Raw genomic sequence first — 23,518 nt, forward strand, 5'->3', positions numbered from 1 at the left:
ACCGGTAAGAACCATGTCCGTATCGTTACCAAGGGCGAGCCGGATTGCCGTTCTCGGCACTTCGCTCGTCCAGCAGAACCATATTGGCGACGCAACCTCGCTTGCCACGTCGGCACGCGGCTGGTTGAGCTGGGCCGAGGTATTGTCGCATGGCAGGCTTTGCTGCCCTGTCTACCATGATCCATCCGTGCCGCCCGGCTGGGAGCCGAGCAATCGGCCGGGTGTCAGCCGGTTCTTTTCCGGCCTCAATTTCGGGGTTTCCGGTCAGAAGGCAATCGAGATTGAACGGCGGCTGCCGCGACTGCTGCAATCGGATTTCGATCTGATCATCGTTGATGCCGGCACCAACGACATGATGGTGGAAACACGCCAGACGATTGCGGATACACGAGCGCGGATCGTTTCGGCTTTGCTCGATGCGGGCAAGACTGTCATCCTTCTCCCGATCCTCGCCCGTGGCATTGGGAAATGGCCGGCCGGCGGTGCGGAGCGGGCAAAGGCGCATTGGATCAACCGGCAGAGCATCGAATTTGCTGCGGCTCACGCCAATTGCCATGTCTTCGACTGGAACTCGGCCTGGGTCGATCCCGAAAGTGAATTCGGCGAGCCCTATCCCGGCTATTCCGACGACGGCACCCATTTTGCGGTGACAGGCGCCTTTGCCGTCGGAAAGCTGCTTGCTACCTATCTGGAAACGATCGTGCCGCGCGCGCCGGCCCGTATAGTGGCGAAAGACGACCGTTTTGACCCGGTGAACAATCCAGCGGGCAATCTGGCATCGGATTTTTCAGCTCTGACAGTCACGGAAGTGAGTGAGCAGAGCCACCGTCTCGGCGGGCGGCTTGTCCATCCGGGCGCAGGTTTTTGGATCGAGGCCATATGCGATGTAGATGTGCCGGCGCATAGCGACGTGCTCGGAATATCGCTCCGTCTGAAAGATGCTGCAGCCGAGGGGCAGGAGGCAGTTGCACTTGCGCCGTTCCGTTCGGTGGACGGCACATTTTTTCTTTTCCCAGCCACCCAATGGCACGGGGCGCTCAGAACCCCTCCCCTGAAACTCAGGCCAGGTGAAGTCCCTCCCGAACTTTTTTTCGATGTGATCCTGCGGCCCGGTTCTCGACCGCTCAAAATCGGCGTCACCCGCATCGAGGTTCGCCCTGTTTCAAGTCCGGTACGCCCATGAGACAATACCAAGACAAACCACGGCTTTTGATCGCCATGCGCAACGAACTTCCCGAAGGTTTCTTTGGTTCGCGCGAATGGGCGCGGTTGAATGCAATTACCGACATCATCCCGGGTTTCCCCTATACGGATTTCGACACGGAAGCGGGCGCCGAAGCGCTGGCCGGGGCGGATATTCTGCTGGCCGCCTGGGGCACGCCGCCCCTGACGCGCGCGCGCCTCGCCCGTGCGCCAAAGCTCAGGATGGTAGCCTATGCCGCATCCTCGGTGCGCACGGTCGCACCTGCCGAATTTTGGGAAACATCCGATATTCTCATTACCACGGCGGCATCCGCCATGGCCGTGCCGGTTGCGGAGTTTACCTGTGCGGCAATCATCATGTGCGGCAAGGATGTGTTTCGTCTGCGAGACGAACACCGGGCAGAGCGCGGCACGGGCGGTTTTGGCAGCAGGCGTGGCATGAGCCTGCCCTGTCTCGGCAATTATTCGCGCAAAGTCGGCATTGTTGGCGCGTCACGGATTGGTCGGCTGGTCATGGAGATGCTGGCACGCGGAAAATTCCAGATCGCCGTCTACGACCCCTTTCTTTCGGTGGAAGACGCGGCCGCATTTGGTGCTACGAAAATGGAGCTCGACGAGCTTCTCGCCTGGTCCGATGTGGTCACCATGCACGCGCCGATCCTGCCCGAAACCCGCCACATGATTGGTGCCCGTGAACTGGCGCTGATGGCCGATCATGCGATCTTCATCAATACGGCACGCGGCTGGCTGGTTGATCACGATGCCTTGCTCGCCGAAGCAGTTTCAGGGCGTTTGCGTATTCTGATCGATACTCCGGAGCCGGAGCCCTTGCCGACGGATAGCCCTTTCTACGATTTGCCCAATGTTGTGCTCACCCCCCACATTGCCGGGGCACTGGGCAATGAATTGCGGGCGCTTTCCGATCTGGCCATTACCGAGATCGAACGTTTCGTCGCGGGGCTTGCCCCGCTTCACCCGGTTCACAAGCGGGATATGGAGCGGATGGCATGAACGCTTTCAACTATTGCTTTTCGACGCTCGGCTGCTCCGAATTCAGTCTGCACGAGGCCGCAGATCTGGCCAAGTGTCATGGCATCGCAACCGTGGAGTTGCGCGCGCTGTCCGGTACGGCCGACCTGATCCCGGCGCTCACTGCCGAATTTGCCACTCCTTCCAGATTTGCAGCCTTTCTGGCCGAACGCGATCTCAAGGTTGCTGCCCTCAACACGTCCATTCGGCTGTTCGGCAGCACCGATCTTTCCGCCGTCGAGCCTTTCATTGACTGGGCGGAAGCGGCAGACATTTCCCATTTGCGCATCTTCGACGGCGGCAAACATTTGGGACAGGATGAGATGGCACAGGCGGCGGGCCTGTTGGACGGCTGGCAGGCGCTGCGACAATCACGCGGGCTGAATGTCGACCTGATGATCGAGACACACGACTCGCTGGCGGACTTCGATCAGCTTCTCGCCTTCATCACGCGCTTGCCGGCAGCCAGGATTTTGTGGGACACCCACCACACCTGGACCAAAGGCAGCGATCTCAAAACCCTTTGGCAACACATCGAAAGAAATGTCGTCCATCTGCACGTCAAGGACAGCACGACGCGCAACGATGGCCGACGACGCTATGTATTGCCCGGCCACGGCGATTTTCCCATGGCGGAACTGGTTTCGGTTTTACAGTCAGATGAACGACACATCCCCCTCAGTCTGGAATGGGAGCGCCACTGGCATCCCGAACTGCCCCCGCTGGACGATGCGCTAAAGGCTGCGCGCGGCTGGTGGCGAAAAGGAGCTTTTTGATGCGCATAGCCGAAATTCACCTCACACCGGTCGCCATTCCCGACCGGCCGTTGCTTAACTGCAAGGGGGTGCATCAGCCCCATGCGTTGCGCACCATTATCGAAGTCGTATGCGACGACGGCACGGTCGGTCTTGGAGAAAGTTACGGAAGCATCAAGGCGCTGGATGGTTTGCGACGCGCGGCTCCTGCCCTGATCGGGCTCGATCCGTTTCGCCTTCACGAGTTGAAATCGCGCGTCATGACCGCATTGCCCGGTAGTGGCGGCATCAATGCCAAATCGGCGGTGGCCGATCACAAGCTGACAGATGTGGTCGCGTCCGCCTTTGAAGTTCCCTGTCTCGACATTCAGGGCAAACTCCTCGGGCGCCCGGTGTGCGACCTCCTCGGAGGTGCAGTCCGGACGAGTGTCCCTTTCAGTGCCTATCTGTTTTTCAAGTTTGCCGGGCATATCAGTGAGGACCCGGACGAATGGGGGGAAGTCCTGACACCGGACCAGATGGTCGGCGAAGCCCGCAGGATGGTTGCAAAATACGGCTTCCAGTCACTAAAACTTAAAGGAGGCGTACTCCACCCCGACCTCGAAATAGAAACAATGCTGAAACTTCGGGAAGCCTTCCCGCACCATCCTTTGCGCATTGACCCGAATGGCGCCTGGACCGTCGAGACTGCAATCTATGTGGCGCGCAAACTCGAAAATATTCTGGAATATCTGGAAGATCCTGTCCTGGGCATGGAGCAGATGGCGCAAGTGGCCGCTGCAACCTCAATCCCCTTGGCGACAAACATGATCGTACTGGAGTTCGATCACATTGCCGCCGCCTTTGAAAAAAATGCGGTGAAGATAGTACTTTCGGACCATCATTACTGGGGGGGACTTCGGGCCTCTTCCCATCTTGCAAAAATCTGCGAAGTTCTAGGCCTCGGCCTTTCGATGCATTCCAACTCACATCTGGGGATCACCCTCGCTGCGATGGTCCACGCCGCGGCAGCAACACCAAATCTTACTTTCGACTGTGACACGCACTACCCTTGGACGGCTACCGACGTAACCGAGGGGACGCCCTTCACTTTCCGTGAGGGGAAACTCGGCCTGCCGGCAAATCCGGGGCTTGGCGTTTCGCTGGACAGGAAAAAAGTCGCGTCTCTTGCTGCACTTTACGAGGAAAGCCGTTTGAAGGAGCGCGATGATACAGCTTACATGAAGCTGTTTGATCCGCAGTACGAAAGACTTGTGCCGCGTTGGTGAGGTGCCGCCGGCTCGCCGGGACACGATCACACCACGCCGGGATGTACATGCCTGCGGCCACAGTGGACGTACGACCATGCTTTTGAATACTGCGCGTCGATTGCCCTCGCCACAATGCTTTCCGTGTCAGGGCCAGAGCAGGTGCACAGCTATGGATCGAACAGAACGGCCGCCGGTCTGTCGGGTTCACGGGATTCAAACCCGTATGACCTCCTGTCGGTTGGGGTGTGCTGGTGGCGATCAGGGGAACGACAAGGCGAAGGTTTTGGCCCGTCCCAAGCGCCCGATGGGCGTTGACTGCGGCTGAACTGCCTCTCAATGCAGATGTGACCAGAGACGGTGGCGAAGGATGATGGCCGATCGTCAAACAAAGGAACTGGCAACGGCCTGCGCCGTTAGTGCTTCGCATGGGAAGGGAATACGTCATGAGCAACTTCGAACTCTATTACTGGCCAGTTCCGTTTCGGGGTCAGTTCATTCGTGGAATTCTGGCGCACTGCGAATATTCTTGGGACGAACACGGCGCAGATGGTGTCGAAGAGATTATGAGCCGCGAGCCCGGAAAACAGCCGGTTGCTTTCATGGGACCACCGGTTCTGATTGACCGCGAACGAAGTTTTGCAATTTCCCAGATGCCTGCGATCGCCATGTATCTTGGTGAGCGGCTGGATCTCTTGCCTAAAACTGTTGAGGGCCGTGCGCTCAGCGCCAAACTCGTGAACGATGCCAACGACGTCCTTGACGAATTGACGCTCGACGGCGGGCGCGAGATGTGGACGCCGGAAAAGTGGGGGGAGTTCGTTCCGCGCTTGCAGAAGTGGGTGCGCATTTTCGAGGACACGGGAACAAGGCACGGCCTGAGCGCGGGCACCGGTTTTTTGCTCGGCACCGAAAGCCCAGGCGTCGCGGATATCGTAACCGCAATTCTGTGGAGGACGATGGCCAGCCGCTTCCCGACCATCAGGCGGATAATAGAGGACACCTCGCCGGTCATCTGGGGCCTTTCAACGCGAGTGGATGGTGGAACTCCCCTGGCGGGCCTGAGCCGTCGGAGTTTTGAAGACTATGGCGAGGCCTATTGTGGCGGAGAGATTGAGCGATCCCTTCGAAAGGTGGCTGGCTGAACTTTCTACGGCGAGTTTCTGGAGACAGGGAATCGTTCCATGCCTGATCCCGTTCCTGCCGCGAGAGCTCCCGCTGCCGAACGGATAAAAGGTCGTGATTTTCTTTCGGCGGCCGCGGTCAGCGCGCGTGCCCTTCAGTCCGTCGGGCGGCACTTCCTCAATGTACGAAACCGGACCGGCGTGTTGCCAATGGAACTCAGGCAGGCCACTTCCGTTCCACGTCCTGTGAAGCCACCCGAGGAGGACATGATGGTTACGATGGTAGGAAATGAAGCAGACATCAAGGACTTGGTGAGGAACCTTCTTTATCTGGAACACGACGCGATCGCCGCATACGATTCCTGCACGCAAAGGCTCGAGAGCCGGGAGCTTGCGAGCCAGATGGCAGCCTTTAAAGAAGATCAGCTGCAGCACGTTCGGGTTCTCACAGAAATCGCGCTTGAACTCGGTATCAAAGCGCCGATTGAAGGTGACTTGAAGCAAATGTTGACCACCGGTAAAATTGCGTTGGCGGATTTGATGGGAGACCGGGCGATCCTGAAGGCAATGAAAACGAACGAGGATGACACCGTGACCGCCTACGAGCGTGCCGCTCGACACGAAGGCGCGATCCCGGCCACAAAAGCCTTCTTCCTGACCGCTCACCAGGACGAGGAAAAACACCGGGCGTGGATGGATTCGGCGGCGCGGACACTCTGAACCGGCCCTGTACACCCGGCGCTTCAACTCAAGAACCGGATGAGTGAATGTTGCTGCTTGCCCCGATCACGGAACGGGAGCGGGATGCCTGCGGCAGCTATCGGCGGACTGCGCTCGTCGCCGTTGGTGAAGATACCCGTCCCGTCCGCCCTGCTCGCTGCGGTGTGCCTTGATTGCCTCCTGTCATCCAGTCTGCTGGCAATATGCTCGTAAATAGCCTGGTATCCTGCCGAAGGAGAACCGGGCAGGCGCCCTTTGTTTCTTGGACAAGTTCTTCGTTTGGTGCTTCGGAAAATCGGTGACCGACATCTATCCCGATCCGACTGGCGACATTGCAACCAGCGATCAGATTTGGACAGGTACACGGCCTTGCGGCAGCTCGATCTAACCCCTCGGAGAAACTGGCAAGATTTGTACCGCGAGGTCTCCTTCGTTCGCGCTCCCAGTGGACGCTGGGACATAGCAGCCGGAAGCTGTTCCTTGTGAACCCGGCCTTGAGACAGCGGCGTTGCTGAACCGGGAGCTTCGGCACTGCTTCTTTGGGCAGTCGAGGTGGAACTGTTTTCAACGCTGACACGTCCGCACACTGATATTTCCACCGGCCTCTCCGGCATTGCAGCGAATTCCGGCTCGCCATCCCGCTCCTATGCGCCGCTTCTGTCCTCCGGCACGTCAACCTCGATCATCACTGGCGCATGATCGCTCGTGTGGGCCCAGCTTCGTGGCTCGCGGCGGACGCTTGCTGATTTCAACCATGGTGCCGCAACCGGGCTGAGAAGGATGTGATCAATTCTTAGCCCGGCATCGCGTTCGAAGGAATTTCGCCAGTATTTCCAGAAAGTGTAGATTCGTTCGTACGGATGCAGATGTCTTATCGCGTCCGCCCATCCTTTGGTTACAAGATCGGCGTAGGCTCTTCGAACTTCCGGCCTGACGAGAGCGTCCTTACGCCAACGCTCTGGCTTGTGGACGTCAGGGTCGGTTGGCATCACATTGAAATCCCCGATCATCAGGACCGGGATCTCGAGTTGAAGAAGCCCGGCCGCGTAGTCCTGACTGGGATCTCTCTCTGGCTTGCTACACCGATTGTTCGCAAGGAGCGGGTGGAGAGATCCTGCAGTCATTGCCAGGGCAGACGACTATCGTCGGGACGAGATAGCGAAGTGATCATGCTGGTCAAATGAGTTCTCAGGGTTCAACGGAACAAGTCCCTGACCACGAGGTTCGGACCTCGATTCGCTCGGAAAGGCTATAATGTCATATCTCGTTGAAATATTGCTTCCAGTCACCGCCAACATGGTCAGCCAGGTACTCGACACCATCTGTTCCGATTTGACCGAGCAGTTCGGCGGCGTGACTATTCATGAGAAAGCCCCCGCTGAAGGTTTTTGGAAGGACGGTCGCAAGGTGGAGCATGACCATATTTTTCTCGTCGAGGTCATGACGGACGAAATTAACCGCAGTTGGTGGGCGCAGTATCGCGAACGCTTGGCGCTGATGCTTTCCCAAGAGGAAATCGTCGTGCGTGCGATACCGTTTGAACGTCTGTAACGGGCGCAGGAGCGACGACATGATTATTGGATACCATGCGTCTCATGAGCAGTTCCCGCCAAGCGAGTTGCTTGCTTTCGTAAGGCAGGCCGAGGAAGCTGGTTTCAAAGCTGTCATGACCTCGGATCACATCACCCCATGGAGCGCGCGCCAAGGGAACTCCGGCAATAACTGGGCCTGGCTGGGAGCTGCCTTGGCAGCGACGTCCCTGCCCTTCGGCAGTCTCGCCATTCCTGGAGGCTTCCGATATCACCCTGTGGTTCTCGCGCATTTGATTGCCACTCTCTCGGAAATGTTTCCAGACCGGTTACGCTGGATTGCCGTCGGAAGCGGCGAAGCCATGAACGAACATGTTGTAGGGGGGCGTTGGCCGGACAAACCGGAGCGCGATCAGCGCCTGCAGGCCGGGTCTGACATTATGCGAAGGCTTCTGAGAGGCGAAACGGTTTCCCGTGCGCTGCCCTGGTTTTCGGTCGAGGACGCCAGGCTTTGGTCACTTCCCGGAAGGCCTCCCGCGGATTTCGGTGCTGCGCTCTCGGCCGGGACTGCCGCATGGATGGGAGGATGGACCGATGGTTTGGTTACCGTACGCAAGCCGCAGAAGGAGTTGGCAGAGATCATTACCCGGTTCAGGGCGGAAGGAGGCTCGGGAAAGCCGCTTGCGCTTCAGCTTCAGCTCAGTTGGGGCACCACGAGGGATGACGCTCGCGCCGCCGCATGGGATCAATGGCGAACGGCAGCAGTGCCTGCAGATCATCTCGCCAACCTTAAAAGCCCCGCCGCATTCGACAATGTGACTCGTGAGGTCCTCCCGGATGACATGGGACAGTTCGTCCCCCTCGTTACAGAAGGGGAGGACGTTCTTCACCTCATTGCCGAATGCCGTTCCTGCGGAATCACGGAAATTTATATCCATAACGTCTCTCGCGACCAGCAGGGCTTTATCCGTTTCATGGCACGAGAGGTTCTCCCGGCAGTTAACGCGATGTCCTGATCATTTGACGTCGTTCGCGGGAACTTTGCAGAAAAAGGAAATATGTTCATGGATGCAGGTTTGGTTGTTGGCTATCTCGCTTCCATCTGCTCTGTGGCTAGCTTCATCCCGCAGGTTTGGAAAGTGATGAGGACGGGTGATACAGCAGCGATTTCGGCGCGCATGTATATGCTGAGTGTGACCGGATTTGCGCTCTGGGCAGGGTTCGGGTTCCTTCGTGGCGAATGGCCGATCATCATGACGAACTCCATCTGCTTTTGCCTGTCCGGTATTATCCTGTTCAAAAAGCTCCTGGCACGCGGCAGGCCTGAACGAAATCACCGATAAGGTACGGCCGGTGATATCCCGCTTGCCTGCGACGAAGACCGATCCCGTTGGAACTTTCGTCGGGGAGCAGTGTTGGGCACAACATCGATGTTCACTACCACGGGAAAAAAATGGGTACCGATCGCGAGGAATGGATATCAAAGCGCTCTTATGAACTCCGGGAGGAGGCAGGCAGGCAGGCCTGACGGACACGACGAAGAGCAGTGGCACCTGCCAGTGCAGAATGGGAGGCTGAATTCGGACCCGTTGACGCACCGCTTCAAAACGGCATCGCTGCGGACAATTCTGATGAACAGCTGAAAGAATTCTCGGGATCCTCATAAGGGGAAACTGTTCGAGGCAGCGGAAGTCGTTTCGATCGCATTGCGATTGTTTTCTCGGCAATAAACGACGGCGTTTTTCCCGGAAATGGTTACGACAACCACCCCTTATCCAATCAGTGTTTTCAGAGGCAAAAATGACCGGCAGACTTTCCCGAATCGGCTCCGGCGACCATCGTCAGCTGGGCGCGATTGCGGATAATACGGCGTGAATTTCGCGCTGTTCAGAGCCCATGCAGAGCGGATGGAACTGTGTCTGGTTGCAGGTCACGGTAAGACGGAAATCGGCCGGATCAAACTTCCCGAATATACCAACGAGGTCTGGCACGGTTACGCGCCGGGGCTAAAACCGGGCGTGACCGGCATGCAGAAACTGAACTGAATAAAATATTGAGCGAGGCCTCACAGCAGATAGAGGCCATGCTTCTTTTAATGAACACAAATCCTCGCTGCACTGAGGGCTGATATTGCATCCATACACGTCATGAGCTTCAGTCCTTCGATGGGGCTGATCTCCCGACAATGGAGCTGTCGCCGTTTCGAGAGCAGCCCGAGGTCGCCGCCGCTGCATCTCCGCAGCCAAGCGCTTGACGCTGCGGGCAACGCGACAATCTCAGACTGCACGAAGCCCGGGCGGCCACGTGGGTGAAGACCAAAGGGATCAAGGGAGCGGCCATGTTCCGGGTTGTCAGGTCGTCTTCCACAAGATAGCTTCCTGTCCCTTGACAACAGGACTCCAACGTAAGCGAAGCTATATGCCATCCTCCCGGATCAACACGAGCGAGTCAGAGGTATCAAGTGTCCGGACACACCGATGATGATGATAATCGAGCGTTTCGTTCCAATCTCGCTCGCGGGTCGCCGAGCGAGATGTTGGACGGACATCTGGCGTCGCGCGATTTTCTGAAGGTTTCGCCGATTGCGGGTTATCTCACCGACAACGCCGGCATCCTCACATTTTACAACGAGTTGGCTACCGACATATGGGGGCTCAAGCCCCATCTAAAGGAAATCAGATACTGCGGATCCCTCAGGCTTCGCACACCCGATGGCAAGCCATTGCCACACGCAGAGAGCCCGATGGCGATGGCCCTGCGCGAGAAGCAAGCGGTGCGAGATTATCGGATGCTTGTAGAGCGAGCCGATGGAAGCCAGGTTCCGGTGCGTGCGTTCGCTACACCGATATTCGATGCCGGGGGCGCGATCTCCGGTGGGATCAACATGCTTGTCGAAGAACCCGATGATCAATTCGATAACGAGATCACACAACGTATGAGGGCCATAATCCAGTCCTCGGATGACGCAATTCTGGCAAAAGATCTGAACGGCATTATCACGGACTGGAATCGAGGCGCCGAACAGTTGTTTGGCTACACTGCAGAAGAAGCCGTTGGCCGCTCCGTCACGATGTTGATCCCGCCGGATCGAACCGATGAGGAGCCCAGCATTCTTGCGCGCCTTCGGCGCGGCGAGAAGATCGATCACTATGAAACGGTCCGCCAGCGCAAGGACGGCACACGTGTTGATATTTCCCTGTCTGTTTCGCCAATCAGAAACCGGTCAGGTCAGGTCATAGGTGCTTCCAAGATCGCACGCGACATAACGGAACGCCGGCGCGCTGAGGAGCAACAACATCTGTTGATCCACGAAATGAACCATCGGGTAAAAAACCTCTTCACTGTGGCGAGCAGCATAGTGTCTCTCAGTGCAAGAACGGCAAATACGACAGCCGAGCTCGCAGCCGCAGTGCGAGACAGGCTTGGCGCTCTTTCGCGGGCACATACGTTGACAGTTCCGCACACCTCCGAAGAATCAGATCGCCTTGCTCGGGCGACAACACTTCATGCATTGCTTGAAACAATCCTCGCCCCTTATGGTCAGGGCGCGGCTCCTCACGTGATAATTAGTGGTCCAGATATCACAATTACCGGCGGTTCTCTGACGAGTTATGCGCTTCTGCTACACGAATTCGCGACCAACGCAGCAAAATACGGCTCGCTGTCAACCGAGCAAGGACGTGTTGAAATCACATGTCAAAGCGACGACAAGCTGTTCACCCTCATCTGGGCCGAGAAAGGTGGGCCGCCGGTCAAGCGGACGTCCGACGGGGAAGGTTTTGGGACAATTCTCGGCCGCGCAACCGTTGGTAGTCAGCTTGGCGGAGAAATTCATCGAGACTGGAATTCTGACGGCTTGGTCATCCGGCTGACCGCCGCTCGTGACCGCCTCTAGGTCGAGGATAAATACAGGAACGTAGGTCGTATTCGAACTACTTGAACCGGATTACGGATTTTAGCGGAATTTTTGCGACTAGAAATCCATCACTACGCACCACTTCAAACGCGTTGCCATCCAGAATTTCGTCTTTGAGAATTTTCTCGGCTAACATTTCCTTCGCAGCCTGAACGGCTTCACGCCTTGCTTGCTCATCCGTAGAAAGGACAGCTCCTTCCATATCCACGGAGAGCCCCTGCGCGTCACGCACATGGAAAAAGTACCTTGGCATTGCGAAATTCCTGATATGGTTTCGTGGGGCCTTGGGCGCTAACGAATTTCGCGATGGCAGGTTCCCAATCTGGCCGCGTAGTTCGCAGCTCTTCATTGCCTTCTCTTACCGCGCACCGGGGATTTTTTTGAGGATGTTTCACGCAAATCAGGTTCAGTGCCGGCAACCAGTTTATGGAACGACGGGCTTCCGGCCACGACAGGCGTTGTCTTCGCCTGACGAGGTGATGCCTCCCGGTTGTCGAAAACACCCTGACAGTCTTTTACTGACACGCAGGTGGGCAAACGTGCGTATCAGGCCCCAATCCGACAAAAGAAGATGATATGACCGTCGACCCTGCACGCGATGTAATAAAAATCAACCCGCCGACGCTCCTGTTCAAAACGGATACGCGCGGCACCACTCTTAAAAAGGCTCTCGCCTTCTGGGAGGAATCGGCAGGTTCGTTGTATGATTTCAAACTCACCGATCCGAGCGGCTTTTACACCCGGCATCTTACGTTTCGTCTGGGCGACCTTCTGCTCACCCACTGCGAGAGTGTCGGACAGACGCTCAGCCGGTCCAGCTATCGGATTGCTGCGGATGGTTACGAACATTTCGAAGTGCAGTTTTTCACCAGTGGATGGTGGCGGCGACAGGACGGTCGTGCGGAAGCCGAGGCCGCTCCCGGAGATCTGATCGTTCATGATACGGCCCAGGCCCATGCCGGATCAGCGAACGATTTTTCCAATATTACTCTCTTCATTCCTCGCCAGATGCTGGTGGGGTTGTTAAACCATCCCGACGAGCAGAATATGAGGGTCCTTTCAGCGCATCAGCCGATGGTGGTACTGCTTCGCAAACACATCGATAATATCTTTCACACTCTTCCACTTCTGAATCAAAGACAGGCCGCGGCTTTGGTTCAGCCGACGATCGAACTCGTCGCTGCCACCCTTAACGGGGCTCCGAGAGAGGATTTGGCCAAGGGCCTCGTTCACGTGCAGCGTGAGGAAATCCGCCGCCATATTGATGCGAAGCTGCTAAGCCCGGAATTGTCCCCTGTCGGAATTGCGGCAACCTTCGGTATATCGATACGTAAACTGACCTACCTCTTTTCCGATGACGGCGGTGTGGCTTCCTATATTCTGAAACGGCGGCTGGAAATGGCGCGCAAGGTGCTTCGCGATCCGGCGTACAGCTCCAGGTCCATCGCCGATATCGGTTTGGAACACGGTTTCCTGTACGCGCATAATTTTACGCGCGCGTTCCAGCGTATCTACGGATTGAGCCCGCGCGAGATGCGTGCCCTTGCGCAGCAAAACGCGCTGGCGAGACAGGGCGAGTCACAAACCTGGTTCGATCACGCCTCTAGATGGGGACGATAACCGCAATCCGCGGTCTGCAGGATTTGCGTTTAATGATTGTTTTATCCAGTGCCATTTGCGCGCAGGGATAGATTTGCCACTGCCGGTCCGAAAACTCTTCTATCCCCTGTGAAATTTCGATTGTCTGCACTGTGGGCGCACACACCAGGCGTTTCCGGCGCGCCGTCAATTCAGGGCGTCGGCGGCGCAGAGCGGAGTTTCAACGAGCGCCACATCGTCGTCTCCAATCAGGCTTCACACCATGAAAATATTCTTTCTGCCTGCCGCTCTAGCATTGACCGTATCCGCAGCGATTGCGGCGGATGTCACCATTGAGGACACCGCGCAGCCCGTTGCGGAGAAACCGGAGTTCACCTGGTCCGGAACCTATTTCGGAGTTCATGCCGGTGGAGGTTGGGCCAACGGCGCGTTTTCAGGCTTCGGTGTCGCCGGAACTGAAAACGCCAATGGCAGTCTCTTCGGTGGATTTGCAGGCTACCATTACCAGCCCGGCGACAATGTTGTTGTCGCCGTAGAGGGCGATATTGAACGCCACTGGAATGAACAGGAAGTCTTTGGCGCTGTTTTCGGTCTGGACTGGGCTGGGGCGCTGCGTGGCCGTGTCGGTTACACCTTTAACAACGTCCTTGCGTACGCTACGGCGGGATGGGCCGGAACGCGGGCCTATGTGGACGCGCCGGAATTGGACAAACAGGAAAAGACATTCAGCGGTTACACGATCGGCGCCGGGCTGGACTATGCCTTCACCGACAATATGTTCAGTCGTATCGAATACCGTTATACTGATTATGGAGACAAGTCCCTTCAGGGCGTCGCTGTCGATACCGGCCAGCACACGGTCAGGGTTGGCCCAGGCATAAAGTTCTGACCTATGCCGCCATTTTTTAGGTCTACACTTACGCTGGATGGAACGCGCCGGTATTTGTCAATCGTAATACTGACCGCTTTCATAAGCATTCTGACGGCAGTTGCCGCCTCGGCACAGGTGCCCGTTGTCACCCGACATCCGGTCGCGGTTTCCGTTTCGGAAGGCCGGGGCGCCATTTTCAGCGTCGAGGTTCAGGACGCCGCCACCTCGATACAATGGCAAAAGGCCTATAGCCCGAGCGGGCAGTTTTCCAATGTCAGCAACGGCAACGGAGCGGAACTCCACTTGCCGAACGTCAGGCTTTCTGACAGCGGCACCTATTATCGAGTTGCGGCAACGCTGGCAGGTAGCACCGTTTACTCCGCTCCGGCGTCCTTGACGGTCCTTTCCGCTGTCGCGCCGGGGGTGCGAACCGTCGACGTGCCGGCGAACGGACACTACAACGCCGGTCAAACATTGAGTTTCCACGTTCACATGGACCAGAGTGTTTGGATCACCGGTACTCCCGCTATTCAACTCATCATCGGCGCGACCACCCGGCAAGCCGCCTATCGATCCGGTACCGGCTCCAGCGTCCTCACATTTTCATATACTGTCCAGTCCGGCGATGTGGATATGGACGGAATTGCTCTTGGCACATCCATCGCATTAAATGGTGGCACAATTGCAAATTCCGTTGGCGAGCCAGCCGAACTTGCCCTGAACAGCGTTCCCCCGACGGGCCAGATACTCGTCAATGCAAATTCCCCAACGGTCACTCTTTCTACCTCTTCCTCCCCTGATGATTCCATTCGCCGTATAACAGTCACGTTTTCGGAAGCGGTTACCGGACTGACGCAGGGGGATTTCAGTTTGATCCCGACCGGGTCGGCGGTCGGTTCTGTTACGGGGCTTCGAACCGACGATAATATTACCTACGACGTTCTGGTATTTTACACCTCCGGTGCGGGTACTTTCAGTCTTCGCTTGCCGGCAAATTCCGCAATCAACACGGGCGGAAATGGCAACCTCGCGTCCAACACTCTGACCTGGCGAGTCGGCTCTTCGATAAATGCGGATTTGCAAGACATCAGACCGAGCGCCGGCACCCTCACCCCATCCTTCTCGGCATCCATAACCTCTTATGTCGTGAGTGTCGGAAGCGATATAGAGCGTGTTTCCCTGACAGCCGTTGCTGCCGACGCCGCAGCAACAATCACGCTGAACGGGTCGCCCGTCCCGGGCGGTCTTCCGAGCCCGGCAATACCACTCGCCATCGGCAACAATGCGGCCGACATAACCGTCACGGCCCGGGACGGGGTAAGCACAAATACATACCGCGTCAATATCGTCCGCGCTCAGTCCGGAAATACAAGTCTTGCTGCGCTGGTCACGTCGGTCGGAAGTCTTGAACCGGCATTTTCGCCGGGCGTCGCTAATTATATGCTTTCCCTTCCTTTCGACACCGCTACGCTTCAGGTGATGCCGACAGCCGCCGACCCTTTCGCTGCCGTCACGATACATGGCAATGTGATCTCATCGGGGAATATGAGCCCGCCCATCGAACTGGCCGTGGGTATAAACACCGTATCCGTGCTGGTGACGGCGCAAAACGGAGCTGCACGTTCCTACACGATCTCCGTCAACAGGGAGAAACTGGTTTTTCCGGATCCAACAATGGACGCCGACGTTGTTGGTTTGCTCAACGCGCAGACGAGCGCCGCAGGACGTTTTGCGCAGGTTCAGATACGCAATTTCCAAAATCGGCTTGAGCGACTTCATAACGAGGGCGAGCGCAGAAAGTCGAGTTTCGGTATACGTTTTGGGAGACAGTCGAAGGGCGGCGGTTCCGGTTTGCCCGTGGAGCCCGAGCCGGATCCGGGTGGCGCCGGCATTGCATCGCTCGGTTATGCGACCGAGAACAAGCAAGGGCTTCCTGAGAAAGTCGTCGCTCCCGGGGAATATCAATTCCCGGAGCGAGATTTTGACCCCGGTCCTTTCGCTGTCTGGACGAGCGGCTTCGTCAATTTCGGTGAGCGGGAAGATGGCAGGCTCGATCTCGATTACACGCTTGCGGGCGTCAGCGGTGGCATTGACTACCGTTTCTCGGAAGAGCTCATCGCAGGTGTTGGCGTCGGCTATGGACGTGATAGCACAGATGTTGGCAACAATGGCACGCAAAGTCGTGCCAACGCCTACAGCGCCGCTTTCTATGGCAGCTATACACCGTTCGAGAATCTGTTTATTGACGCGCTTCTCGGCGGTAGCGTCCTGGATTTCAATTCGGTACGGTTCATTGCGGCCGACAGCAATTTCACAGGCGGAAGACGTAACGGCAGTCAGTTGTTTGGTTCACTGACGGCCGCTTACGAGTTCCGTAACGAATCGTGGCTGGTATCGCCCTACGGCCGGGTGGAGATGTCACGATCCTGGCTTCAGGGCTTTTCCGAAGCAGGTGACAGCACCTATCGCCTCACTTACGGTGACCAGACGGTCGACAATGTAGCGGGCGTTCTGGGCTTGCGCGCCAGTTACGCGTTCGACTATGAATGGGGCAGGCTGATCCCAGGCGTCAGGGCTGAATATGCACTCGACCTCAAGGATTCCGGCCGTGCCATAATGGGTTATGCCGCATCTGGCGGGCTTCCCTATGCGCTCGACAGAAAGGATGAGATCTCCGGTTATGGCAACATCGGGCTTACGCTTGATGCGATCTTCAATGTGTGGTCCGCTGGCCTGGAGTACCGGACCGGCTTCGATGATTCCGGGACCCGGGACCATGCGGTCCGCATAAAAATCGAAACCAGATTCTAGCGAGCAACCGGTTTCGCTGACCAGTTCCTTCACACCGCAGGTCGCTGATTGCCGTATTTGCTTCGATTTTTTTGACCGTGCGGATCGCATCGAACGCCCGCAGTTGCTCTCGCAAATCCATAGCCCCGGAACGCCATCGTCGCTGCCGCCACATTTTTATGCTGCTAAATCGACCATTGAACGGTCGTATTTTCCAAATCCGGCGCACGAGCTATCGCTGTGCCGGCGTTTGCAGGAAAGGAAAAGGCTGAAGGAGGCCCGGCAGAGGTCTCATGCCCGCCCATTGTCGTGACGCGTCAGTTCGCGATGGCATATTGATTCCTGCGTCGCGGAATCAGCCAAGCATTCCTGACAATCGCAGCAATACGACCCCGATTGCCGCGGAAATTACGGTCAGCGATATACATGCATATAACCGGTACACTCTCTCCTTGGACGTCAAGAGGATATAGATTGATGCGACCGCGAGAAGGATTATTGTCACAAGAGCGCCATGCGCCCGATACTCGTCCGAGTAAAGCCATGTCCCCAAAGCCAAAAAAGCGCCTATAACAAAAACAAGCTCGAGCTTTGGCAAAACGACACCTCAAAAGAATCTGCTGGCGATTCTAGGGTCTCAATCTCACAGGTCAATATTGTTATCAGGTAACTGCGGGGGCGCGGCGCTGATCCGAGGAAGGAACACCAGATCCGGGTTTGGCAATTAACCAACTGTTAACCATGTTGGCCTAGTTATGACTCATGAGCCGAGCTTGACCCCCGGCGCACCAAGGCCACGATTTCGTTTCGCGTTCTGGCACGTTGCTTGTACTCCTCGCGTGAAAGTGGAACGTCGAATGCGGTCTCCAGCCCTCGTTTGCATACTTGCCGCAGGCATGTTGGTAACCGGTTGTGCAAACGGTTCAAGTCTGCGAAAGCAGCCGACAAGCACTGGCGGTGCGGAAACCTCCGGCAGTCAGGTGAGCGGATCGAATGGCATCGATTTGCCGGGTGTGACAGGTTCCGTCACCGCTCCGGTGAAACAGGCGAGTTTCAGCAGGACCGAGCATAAAGGACCTCTTTCGGGCCTCCTTCAACAGGCCGAGCGCAACTGCCGATATACGGGCCCGAACCCAGTCTCCGGCGGGAGTGGCAATTTAGATAAAATTTACGCTAAATCTTAGGGATTTGGACTGATCCTGCCGTGCTACGTTCAACCACGTGGAAACGGGAGGCGAGTAACAATGATCTGGGACCTGAGGAAGCTTGAAAAAGAACGCCGCGATCTCATTGAGGTCGTCGACAGTCTCAAGAGTTGGCAACGTTTCTCGCCAGATGATCCGCGTACTATCTCCTTGCAGGTCGCGGCACATATGATGCGGCTTAGCGAACTGGATGAGGATTTGACAAATCTGAGGAGCAAGGAGAATGGTTCAGCAGAGAATCTTGCCGCCAGCTGAACCTTTGTCAGACGATCCAGCAAGCATTCACCGAAAGACAGCGATGCGTCCTTTGCCGTCACAGCGCATGCGGGTCACTGGCACGCTCTATGGCGTTGCCCCCGGGCCGGTCGATTGGTGCCATTCCGGTATCGACGAGCACGCCCACACTAGCTTACTCCGAAGCACCCATCAGGCCGGGGATTGAAGCCAACAGATATAAAAATCAAGGCTACAAGCCGCTGTCATACGGCGCGGCTTCGTAGCCGACCGTCAGCTATGTTCGATGATAGAGGCCGGACAGATCAGCATCGATCAACGTAGCGGTTTCCGTCGCTGTCGCGATAGTAACAACGGCCGGGCTGTCCTGCTACGTTTCCGATCAAGGCGCCGGATACGCCACCGATAGCAGCACCGACTGCGGCGCCGCGAACGTTGCCTGTGGCTACGCCACCGACGACGGCGCCTGTTGCAGCGCCAATCCCGGCACCTTTTTCTGTCGATGCGCAAGCTGTCAGACACAGTCCTACGCATCCGATGACGAGAAATTTGTTCAATTTCAACCTCCGTTAAAGTTTGCTCCCGGCAGAGACTTCCCCGGCCTGACCATGTTTGGGCTTTGACCGGATCGCCATGCGGGAATCATCTAACCAGCATCGGCGCCCAATGTTCCGAAAACAATGAAAAGCGGGCTGAAACGTGTCGGACTTTTCCGCGGGGCCGGGAACCGGTGCACGCGCTGGACGCGGGCCTGGCGGCGACCAACGAACCTCCCCACACAACACTTTTCCCTTTTTCTGGCCCCGCCGCTATCTGTCCCGCATACGGCATTCGCACCGGAGGCATCGCTCAAAACGAAGACCATCATCTCCCGGGAGGTCGTGAGGTTTAATAACCGGTCATCTCCAGATAGCCTTGTCCCGAAATGCTCCCTTTAAACTCTATCGGTCCTTCCCAGTAGGGTGTCGATGTCGCCATCCATGCCTGCTCGTTAAGGGGCAGTGTTTTAATGTCGAGGCCGCGCCCCGGTATCCTGATGCTCCACTCGACCGGGACTGCCTTGCCCTTCACGTCAGCGGTCCGCAAAGGGGTGAGGATGATGTCCCCCGGATCGATGGTTGTCGTCTTGCCATCTGCTGAAATCCAGTTGGCGGAAATATAGCCGCCATTGTCATCGCGCAGCCGGAATGCCATGAGTTTTTCGCCTGACGTCAGGTGGAGCGAAAACCAGTCCCAGCCCGTCTGATTGGCAGCAAGTGGCTGGGACGACCACTCCCGATCGAGCCATGCCTTGCCGGTTACCTTTTGAATATCGCCGTCGACACGAACGCTGCCGCTGACATCGTAGAAGGGTTGAGAATAATAATAGCTTGCCTGCCCTTCCGCCGATTTCACGGAGTATCCACCGTCTCCCTGGCGTATCAGCGGCCCGAGCGCCCGAAGCTTCAGGTTATATTGGAAGTGGTTGCCGTCAGCGTTGAGTTCCAGTTGGTCGAGTGGGTCGTGGAGATCCGTACCCGTCGATTTCATTTGCCAGTTGTCAATCCAGGCTTCGAAGGGTTCAACGTCGACACCCGCCTGGCCGACCCCTCCCCTTGCCAGCCTTTCGGTAAGGTAGTGACCACTGGCAGTGGTGACGGCTGCGTGCCCGATCCATATGTGCGGATCGGTCCACCCCGCGCGTTCGGTTGGTTGAAGCGCGGAACGAAAGAGCGTCCATTGAGCGCCCATCCGTTGTCCATCTGCCTTCTGGAGATTTGCGGTAACATACCACCATTCGATCCTGAAATCAGGATGCGCCCCGTGATCTCCTGGAAAAACAAGCGGCACCCCGCGTTTCGGAATACTGAAGCCTTCGGCATTCGACCCCAGGCCCGCAAAGCCTTGGGCCAGTATGCCGGTCGGCGCCAAAATGCAGTTTGCGGAAAGGAGCAGAAGGAGAATTTTAGCGTTCACTGGCGAATATCCTCAGAAGGTCGGCCGGTTCCGTCTTGGCCAGCCGGCGGACCGGTATCAGAACCGAAACAAAGGCCGCAAGCAGAGCGGTGAAGCCGAGCCTGAGCCAGTCCAGCGGAAACAGGATCAGGGGCAATCGCCATCCGAAGGCCTCTACATTAATGATCGCCAGCAGAACCCAGGCCAGTCCCAGCCCGACCGGGATGGACGCGACAAAGGTGGCCAGCCACAAGGCAAGCGTTCGCAGGACCTCAAGCATGGCAAGATGGCGACGACGAAGGCCAAGCGCCCAGACAGGGGCAAGCTGGGGCAGGCGGAGCGAGGCAAGCGTCAGCAGGCTCGAAAACATGGCGAAACCCGCCACCGCAAGCGTCAGGACGTTGAGCGCGCCGGTAACCGCAAATGTCTGTTCGAAGATCGCGGCTGACTGACGTTTCAGCGAAGCCTGATCGACAATGTTCGCGTCCGGCAGGCCGAAATCCTTCATCAGGCGGCGCCTGAAATCCTCGACCATTCCCGGTTCCATGCGGAGGCCGTATCGAAGTTTTTCGATGTCCGGATAATGCTGAACCAAAGCATCGATACCGATGATAACCTGGCCTGTCGGGTTGCCGTAGTCGGAAAAGATACCAACGACCGTAGCGCTCCAGCCTCCGGGCAATTCGATTTGTTCGCCGAGCGAGGCCTTCCCTGTCCTCCAGAACTGCTCGTTGACCAGTGCGCCTCGTCCTGCCGCGATTTCGTCCCAGGTCGCGGCGGAGCCCAGGATCAACGGCCAGTGATCCCTGTATGTAGCGTCATCAGCCACGCCGAAAATCTGGACCTGTTGCCCGGAGATTTCACCTTTCGTGCTCCAGACAGGCAAAACCGCTCTTGTGTGGTCCGGAAACCATTGCCGCAGGCGTGCCGCTTCGCCCTCGTCGCGCGCCGTCACATAGACTTCCGCCGCCAGGCGCTGGTCGAGCCAGCCCAGGAATGTTTGCCGGAAACTGGAAACCATGGTCCCGACGCCGATATTGGCTGACAACGCCAGCAGCAATGCCATCAGGGCGAGAGAAAGCCCGGGCAGTTGCTGGCGTGTATCGGCAAAAAACCACCCCGCCAACACATGTCGGGATACATCTTCGCCGACTTTCAGTCCGAGCGCCAAAAGGGCCGGAAGAATGAATGCTGCGCCGAGAAGCAGTGTCCCCAATACCGCAAAACCTGAAACGAGCCCGTGTCCCAGCGATGCAAGCACGCCGGACAAAATAAGCAGCAACATTCCAGCGCCTGCCTGAAACGTCAGCCCTCGGGTAGATGCCATGGTCCAGGCCCTGCTCTGTGCCGCCGACAAAAGCGGCATGCGCCAGACGTGCCAGAAATGTTGAAGCGAGGATAGCAGCGTCCCGATCAATGCAATGACAATTCCCGCCAGCCACCATTCCGGACGGAATGACAATGAGCCGGCGACAGTTGCGCCGTAAAGGCCGCGCAAGCTCGCGGCAACACCCGGCAAAAGTGCCGACGCAACGACATAACCGAGCACAACACCAAGGGCACCCGACACCAGCGCAAAAAACGTTGTCTCGATCACGAGCATCACCATGAGGGAACTGTGCGAAACCCCAAGCGATCTCATGGTTCTGAATGTACCGCGCCGCTGTTCGAACGAGAGGCCTGTCGCGGAATAGACGATGAAAAGACCGACAACAAAGGCAAGAAATCCAAATGCTGTGAGACTGAGATGAAAGCTGTCGGTCAGCCTTGCGATATCGGACCGGCTGCCGGCTTTTCTCAGGGAAAGGTCGGGCGGAAGGGGCCCGGGCGTCTGATAATCGGCGTTTCGCGAAGCGACAATGACGATCCTGCTCAGGTCGCCATTTCGTTTCAACAGTCGGTCCGCCGTTGAAATATCGACAAAAGCTGCATCGTCCGGGATGTCTTTCGCCGTCCTGATTAAAAGGCCGGAGGTATCGTTGAGTCTGGCAGCCGTTGCCGGCGAGACAATCATCTGGCCGGGCTCCCGCATGAAATCAATCAGAGCCGACGGGTCGGAGGGCGGAAGAACGATTTGCCCCGAGGGCATTGTCAATGGATCGATACCGACGAGCCTGAGACGCGTCGTACCAAACCTGTACTCGCCTTCGATCACCGGGGAGACATCCAGACCCGCCCTGCGAAGCCGGACATATGTCTGCAACGGAATCTTCCCGCCGTCCTTCGCCACAAGCTGATCAAGCTGGTTCTGTGCCAGGACCGAGGCTGCCCGGTCATAACTTGCCCGCGCTTCGGCGTTGATTGCCTGGACGGCCGACCAAAGGCCGGTCGCCAGCGCAACACCCAGAATGAGGGTGAAAAACTGGAGCGGCCTGTAGCGCCAGTGGGAGAGCAGCGCCCGGAAGGCGGTATGGTTCATGGCAAAACCTTCCCGCCGCTGAGGATGATGCGCCGATCGAGTTTTGCCGCCAGGCGATTTGAATGGGTAACGAGGAGAAGCGCGATCCTTGCTGATCTTGTCAGGCTCAGCATGATTTCTATGACGAGGTCAGCCGTCGCCTCATCGAGATTGCCGGTCGGCTCATCGGCGAGGATGAGGGACGGTCTTGCCGCAAGTGTGCGTGCGATTGCAACCCGCTGCTGCTGACCGCCGGAGAGTTGCTCGGGGTAACGCCCGAGCAACTCTCCGATTCCCAGTACCCCGACGAGTTCTTCCTGCCATGACGGGTCGAACCGCCCTGCCAGTCTCGCGTGGAACGAGACGTTCGAGCTGACATTAAGGCTCGGGATGAGATTAAACTGCTGGAAGATAAGCCCGACCTCCCGGCGCCGGAAACTTGCGCGACCTGCATCATCGAGGCCGCTGACAGACCTGCCGCTCACCGCAATAGTGCCGCTGTCCGGCAGATCGAGTCCGCCGGCCAGATGCAGAAGTGTACTCTTGCCGCTGCCGGATTCTCCTGTCAGGGCCAGGCTTTCGCCGGCCTGTAGCGAAAGATCAACGCCCTTCAGCACCGGGACGTTGCCTTCCGCTGTCTGATAGGACTTCCTGATGTTGGACATTGAGAGGATCATTGGTCTTCTGTCTCTTGTTCGCCCTGCCCATTTCACCACGCAAAATTTCCGGTGTTCCCGTGGAGCTGCCAAGGTTCTCCCAGGTTCTATTCCGATGTGCATACCCGCTCAATCTGCCTCCGGTTGGAAACAGAGGCCGAGTCGGATAAGCCTTGGCCGAGTATTGCCCTCGATCACAGGGTTCTCCCGAGGTCGGAAGTGACAGACGAATTATCCAGTCAACTTGACAGCTTGCATCGCAGTACCTTCGACTATTTCTGGTCCGGAAGCCATCCCGAAAGCGGGC

Annotated in this window: 21 protein-coding genes and 2 pseudogenes; 17 read left to right on the forward strand and 6 right to left on the reverse strand. The window is 57.3% G+C overall.

Translation table 11 applies throughout. The features are described 5' to 3' along the window. Nucleotides 1–13 precede the first annotated feature (13 nt). The 8 genes from V6S97_RS21205 to V6S97_RS21240 all read left to right on the forward strand — a co-directional run bounded on the left by V6S97_RS21205 (nucleotide 14) and on the right by V6S97_RS21240 (nucleotide 6,777). A complete protein-coding gene (locus V6S97_RS21205; protein WP_020808151.1) occupies nucleotides 14–1,183 on the forward strand; it encodes an SGNH/GDSL hydrolase family protein in 1,170 nt (389 codons plus the stop codon). After that, nucleotides 1,180–2,214, forward strand: coding sequence for a hydroxyacid dehydrogenase (locus V6S97_RS21210; protein WP_162686287.1), 1,035 nt, complete (start codon nucleotides 1,180–1,182; stop codon nucleotides 2,212–2,214). The genes V6S97_RS21205 and V6S97_RS21210 overlap by 4 nt, the downstream gene beginning before the upstream one ends. Next, on the forward strand, nucleotides 2,211–3,008 hold the full coding sequence (locus V6S97_RS21215; RefSeq protein WP_111785179.1) for a sugar phosphate isomerase/epimerase family protein: 798 nt from the start codon (nucleotides 2,211–2,213) through the stop codon (nucleotides 3,006–3,008). Before V6S97_RS21210 ends, V6S97_RS21215 begins: the two co-directional genes overlap by 4 nt. Further along, nucleotides 3,008–4,255, forward strand: a complete 1,248-nt coding sequence (locus V6S97_RS21220; RefSeq protein ID WP_111785178.1) for a glucarate dehydratase family protein — start codon at nucleotides 3,008–3,010, stop codon at nucleotides 4,253–4,255. Before V6S97_RS21215 ends, V6S97_RS21220 begins: the two co-directional genes overlap by 1 nt. Before the next feature lie 425 nt (nucleotides 4,256–4,680). Beyond that, nucleotides 4,681–5,379, forward strand: a complete 699-nt coding sequence (locus V6S97_RS21225) for a glutathione S-transferase (RefSeq protein WP_080865393.1) — start codon at nucleotides 4,681–4,683, stop codon at nucleotides 5,377–5,379. Between the two features lie 39 nt (nucleotides 5,380–5,418). Further along, nucleotides 5,419–6,078, forward strand: coding sequence for a DUF2383 domain-containing protein (locus V6S97_RS21230; protein WP_442886081.1), 660 nt, complete (start codon nucleotides 5,419–5,421; stop codon nucleotides 6,076–6,078). Between the two features lie 47 nt (nucleotides 6,079–6,125). After that, nucleotides 6,126–6,251 carry a hypothetical protein gene (locus V6S97_RS21235; protein ID WP_334427695.1) on the forward strand — a complete coding sequence of 42 codons (126 nt, stop codon included), beginning with the start codon at nucleotides 6,126–6,128 and terminating at the stop codon, nucleotides 6,249–6,251. A 379-nt stretch (nucleotides 6,252–6,630) separates the two neighbouring features. Continuing rightward, nucleotides 6,631–6,777 carry a hypothetical protein gene (locus V6S97_RS21240; protein ID WP_162686285.1) on the forward strand — a complete coding sequence of 49 codons (147 nt, stop codon included), beginning with the start codon at nucleotides 6,631–6,633 and terminating at the stop codon, nucleotides 6,775–6,777. On the opposite strand, the pseudogene V6S97_RS21245 reads toward V6S97_RS21240, so the two are convergent. Continuing rightward, nucleotides 6,723–7,130: pseudogene (locus V6S97_RS21245) on the reverse strand (exodeoxyribonuclease III); the annotation flags it as partial. The gene V6S97_RS21240 and the pseudogene V6S97_RS21245 sit on opposite strands and share 55 nt — an antisense overlap. Before the next feature lie 202 nt (nucleotides 7,131–7,332). Here V6S97_RS21245 and V6S97_RS21250 point away from each other — a divergent pair. The 5 genes and pseudogenes from V6S97_RS21250 to V6S97_RS21270 all read left to right on the forward strand — a co-directional run bounded on the left by V6S97_RS21250 (nucleotide 7,333) and on the right by V6S97_RS21270 (nucleotide 11,502). After that, the gene (locus V6S97_RS21250; RefSeq protein WP_111785177.1) at nucleotides 7,333–7,629 is read left to right on the forward strand and encodes a hypothetical protein; all 297 of its coding nucleotides are present in this window, start codon (nucleotides 7,333–7,335) and stop codon (nucleotides 7,627–7,629) included. A 19-nt stretch (nucleotides 7,630–7,648) separates the two neighbouring features. After that, nucleotides 7,649–8,623: a TIGR03885 family FMN-dependent LLM class oxidoreductase gene (locus V6S97_RS21255; RefSeq protein WP_334427697.1), complete on the forward strand. Its 975-nt coding sequence runs from the start codon at nucleotides 7,649–7,651 to the stop codon at nucleotides 8,621–8,623. A gap of 48 nt (nucleotides 8,624–8,671) precedes the next feature. After that, entirely contained in the window at nucleotides 8,672–8,950 is a 279-nt protein-coding gene (locus tag V6S97_RS21260) for a SemiSWEET family sugar transporter (protein WP_049832250.1), read from the forward strand. A 457-nt stretch (nucleotides 8,951–9,407) separates the two neighbouring features. After that, nucleotides 9,408–9,625 (forward strand): annotated as a pseudogene (locus V6S97_RS21265) (glycogen debranching protein GlgX); the annotation flags it as partial. A gap of 443 nt (nucleotides 9,626–10,068) precedes the next feature. Then, nucleotides 10,069–11,502 carry a PAS domain S-box protein gene (locus V6S97_RS21270; protein WP_284766552.1) on the forward strand — a complete coding sequence of 478 codons (1,434 nt, stop codon included), beginning with the start codon at nucleotides 10,069–10,071 and terminating at the stop codon, nucleotides 11,500–11,502. A 37-nt stretch (nucleotides 11,503–11,539) separates the two neighbouring features. Here V6S97_RS21270 and V6S97_RS21275 read toward each other — a convergent pair whose 3' ends face one another. Beyond that, nucleotides 11,540–11,776: a DUF6894 family protein gene (locus V6S97_RS21275; RefSeq protein WP_111785174.1), complete on the reverse strand. Its 237-nt coding sequence runs from the start codon at nucleotides 11,774–11,776 to the stop codon at nucleotides 11,540–11,542. Nucleotides 11,777–12,099: 323 nt separating this feature from the next. On the opposite strand from V6S97_RS21275, the gene V6S97_RS21280 reads away from it, so the two are divergent. The 4 genes from V6S97_RS21280 to V6S97_RS21295 all read left to right on the forward strand — a co-directional run bounded on the left by V6S97_RS21280 (nucleotide 12,100) and on the right by V6S97_RS21295 (nucleotide 18,243). Continuing rightward, nucleotides 12,100–13,143 (forward strand): helix-turn-helix domain-containing protein, encoded by a 1,044-nt coding sequence (locus V6S97_RS21280; protein WP_111785173.1) that lies wholly within the window; start codon nucleotides 12,100–12,102, stop codon nucleotides 13,141–13,143. Nucleotides 13,144–13,384: 241 nt separating this feature from the next. Then, nucleotides 13,385–14,011 (forward strand): outer membrane protein, encoded by a 627-nt coding sequence (locus V6S97_RS21285; protein ID WP_111785172.1) that lies wholly within the window; start codon nucleotides 13,385–13,387, stop codon nucleotides 14,009–14,011. 54 nt (nucleotides 14,012–14,065) lie between these two features. Beyond that, entirely contained in the window at nucleotides 14,066–16,804 is a 2,739-nt protein-coding gene (locus tag V6S97_RS21290; RefSeq protein WP_334427699.1) for an autotransporter family protein, read from the forward strand. Between the two features lie 1,223 nt (nucleotides 16,805–18,027). After that, nucleotides 18,028–18,243, forward strand: a complete 216-nt coding sequence (locus V6S97_RS21295; protein ID WP_080865387.1) for a hypothetical protein — start codon at nucleotides 18,028–18,030, stop codon at nucleotides 18,241–18,243. 284 nt (nucleotides 18,244–18,527) lie between these two features. Here V6S97_RS21295 and V6S97_RS21300 read toward each other — a convergent pair whose 3' ends face one another. The 4 genes from V6S97_RS21300 to V6S97_RS21315 all read right to left on the reverse strand — a co-directional run bounded on the left by V6S97_RS21300 (nucleotide 18,528) and on the right by V6S97_RS21315 (nucleotide 23,232). Continuing rightward, the gene (locus tag V6S97_RS21300; RefSeq protein ID WP_111785170.1) at nucleotides 18,528–18,779 is read right to left on the reverse strand and encodes a YMGG-like glycine zipper-containing protein; all 252 of its coding nucleotides are present in this window, start codon (nucleotides 18,777–18,779) and stop codon (nucleotides 18,528–18,530) included. Between the two features lie 331 nt (nucleotides 18,780–19,110). After that, nucleotides 19,111–20,178 (reverse strand): lipocalin-like domain-containing protein, encoded by a 1,068-nt coding sequence (locus V6S97_RS21305; RefSeq protein WP_111785169.1) that lies wholly within the window; start codon nucleotides 20,176–20,178, stop codon nucleotides 19,111–19,113. Continuing rightward, the gene (locus V6S97_RS21310; RefSeq protein WP_111785168.1) at nucleotides 20,168–22,576 is read right to left on the reverse strand and encodes an ABC transporter permease; all 2,409 of its coding nucleotides are present in this window, start codon (nucleotides 22,574–22,576) and stop codon (nucleotides 20,168–20,170) included. Before V6S97_RS21310 ends, V6S97_RS21305 begins: the two co-directional genes overlap by 11 nt. Next, a complete protein-coding gene (locus V6S97_RS21315) occupies nucleotides 22,573–23,232 on the reverse strand; it encodes an ABC transporter ATP-binding protein (protein WP_087747312.1) in 660 nt (219 codons plus the stop codon). Before V6S97_RS21315 ends, V6S97_RS21310 begins: the two co-directional genes overlap by 4 nt. Between the last annotated feature and the right edge of the window lie 286 nt (nucleotides 23,233–23,518).

It is taken from the genome of Agrobacterium sp. CCNWLW155 (assembly GCF_036888815.1).
GTDB classification, from domain to species: Bacteria; Pseudomonadota; Alphaproteobacteria; order Rhizobiales; family Rhizobiaceae; genus Agrobacterium; species Agrobacterium radiobacter.

Coding starts and splice junctions, on each gene's coding strand:
- V6S97_RS21260 (WP_049832250.1), top strand. CDS start 8,672: ATGGATGCAGGTTTGGTTGTTGGCTATCTCGCTTCCATCTGCTCTGTG.
- V6S97_RS21235 (WP_334427695.1), top strand. CDS start 6,126: ATGTTGCTGCTTGCCCCGATCACGGAACGGGAGCGGGATGCCTGCGGC.
- V6S97_RS21225 (WP_080865393.1), top strand. CDS start 4,681: ATGAGCAACTTCGAACTCTATTACTGGCCAGTTCCGTTTCGGGGTCAG.
- V6S97_RS21215 (WP_111785179.1), top strand. CDS start 2,211: ATGAACGCTTTCAACTATTGCTTTTCGACGCTCGGCTGCTCCGAATTC.
- V6S97_RS21275 (WP_111785174.1), bottom strand. CDS start 11,776: ATGCCAAGGTACTTTTTCCATGTGCGTGACGCGCAGGGGCTCTCCGTG.
- V6S97_RS21250 (WP_111785177.1), top strand. CDS start 7,333: ATGTCATATCTCGTTGAAATATTGCTTCCAGTCACCGCCAACATGGTC.
- V6S97_RS21210 (WP_162686287.1), top strand. CDS start 1,180: ATGAGACAATACCAAGACAAACCACGGCTTTTGATCGCCATGCGCAAC.
- V6S97_RS21295 (WP_080865387.1), top strand. CDS start 18,028: ATGATCTGGGACCTGAGGAAGCTTGAAAAAGAACGCCGCGATCTCATT.
- V6S97_RS21310 (WP_111785168.1), bottom strand. CDS start 22,576: ATGAACCATACCGCCTTCCGGGCGCTGCTCTCCCACTGGCGCTACAGG.
- V6S97_RS21230 (WP_442886081.1), top strand. CDS start 5,419: ATGCCTGATCCCGTTCCTGCCGCGAGAGCTCCCGCTGCCGAACGGATA.
- V6S97_RS21315 (WP_087747312.1), bottom strand. CDS start 23,232: ATGATCCTCTCAATGTCCAACATCAGGAAGTCCTATCAGACAGCGGAA.
- V6S97_RS21285 (WP_111785172.1), top strand. CDS start 13,385: ATGAAAATATTCTTTCTGCCTGCCGCTCTAGCATTGACCGTATCCGCA.
- V6S97_RS21255 (WP_334427697.1), top strand. CDS start 7,649: ATGATTATTGGATACCATGCGTCTCATGAGCAGTTCCCGCCAAGCGAG.
- V6S97_RS21220 (WP_111785178.1), top strand. CDS start 3,008: ATGCGCATAGCCGAAATTCACCTCACACCGGTCGCCATTCCCGACCGG.
- V6S97_RS21205 (WP_020808151.1), top strand. CDS start 14: ATGTCCGTATCGTTACCAAGGGCGAGCCGGATTGCCGTTCTCGGCACT.
- V6S97_RS21280 (WP_111785173.1), top strand. CDS start 12,100: ATGACCGTCGACCCTGCACGCGATGTAATAAAAATCAACCCGCCGACG.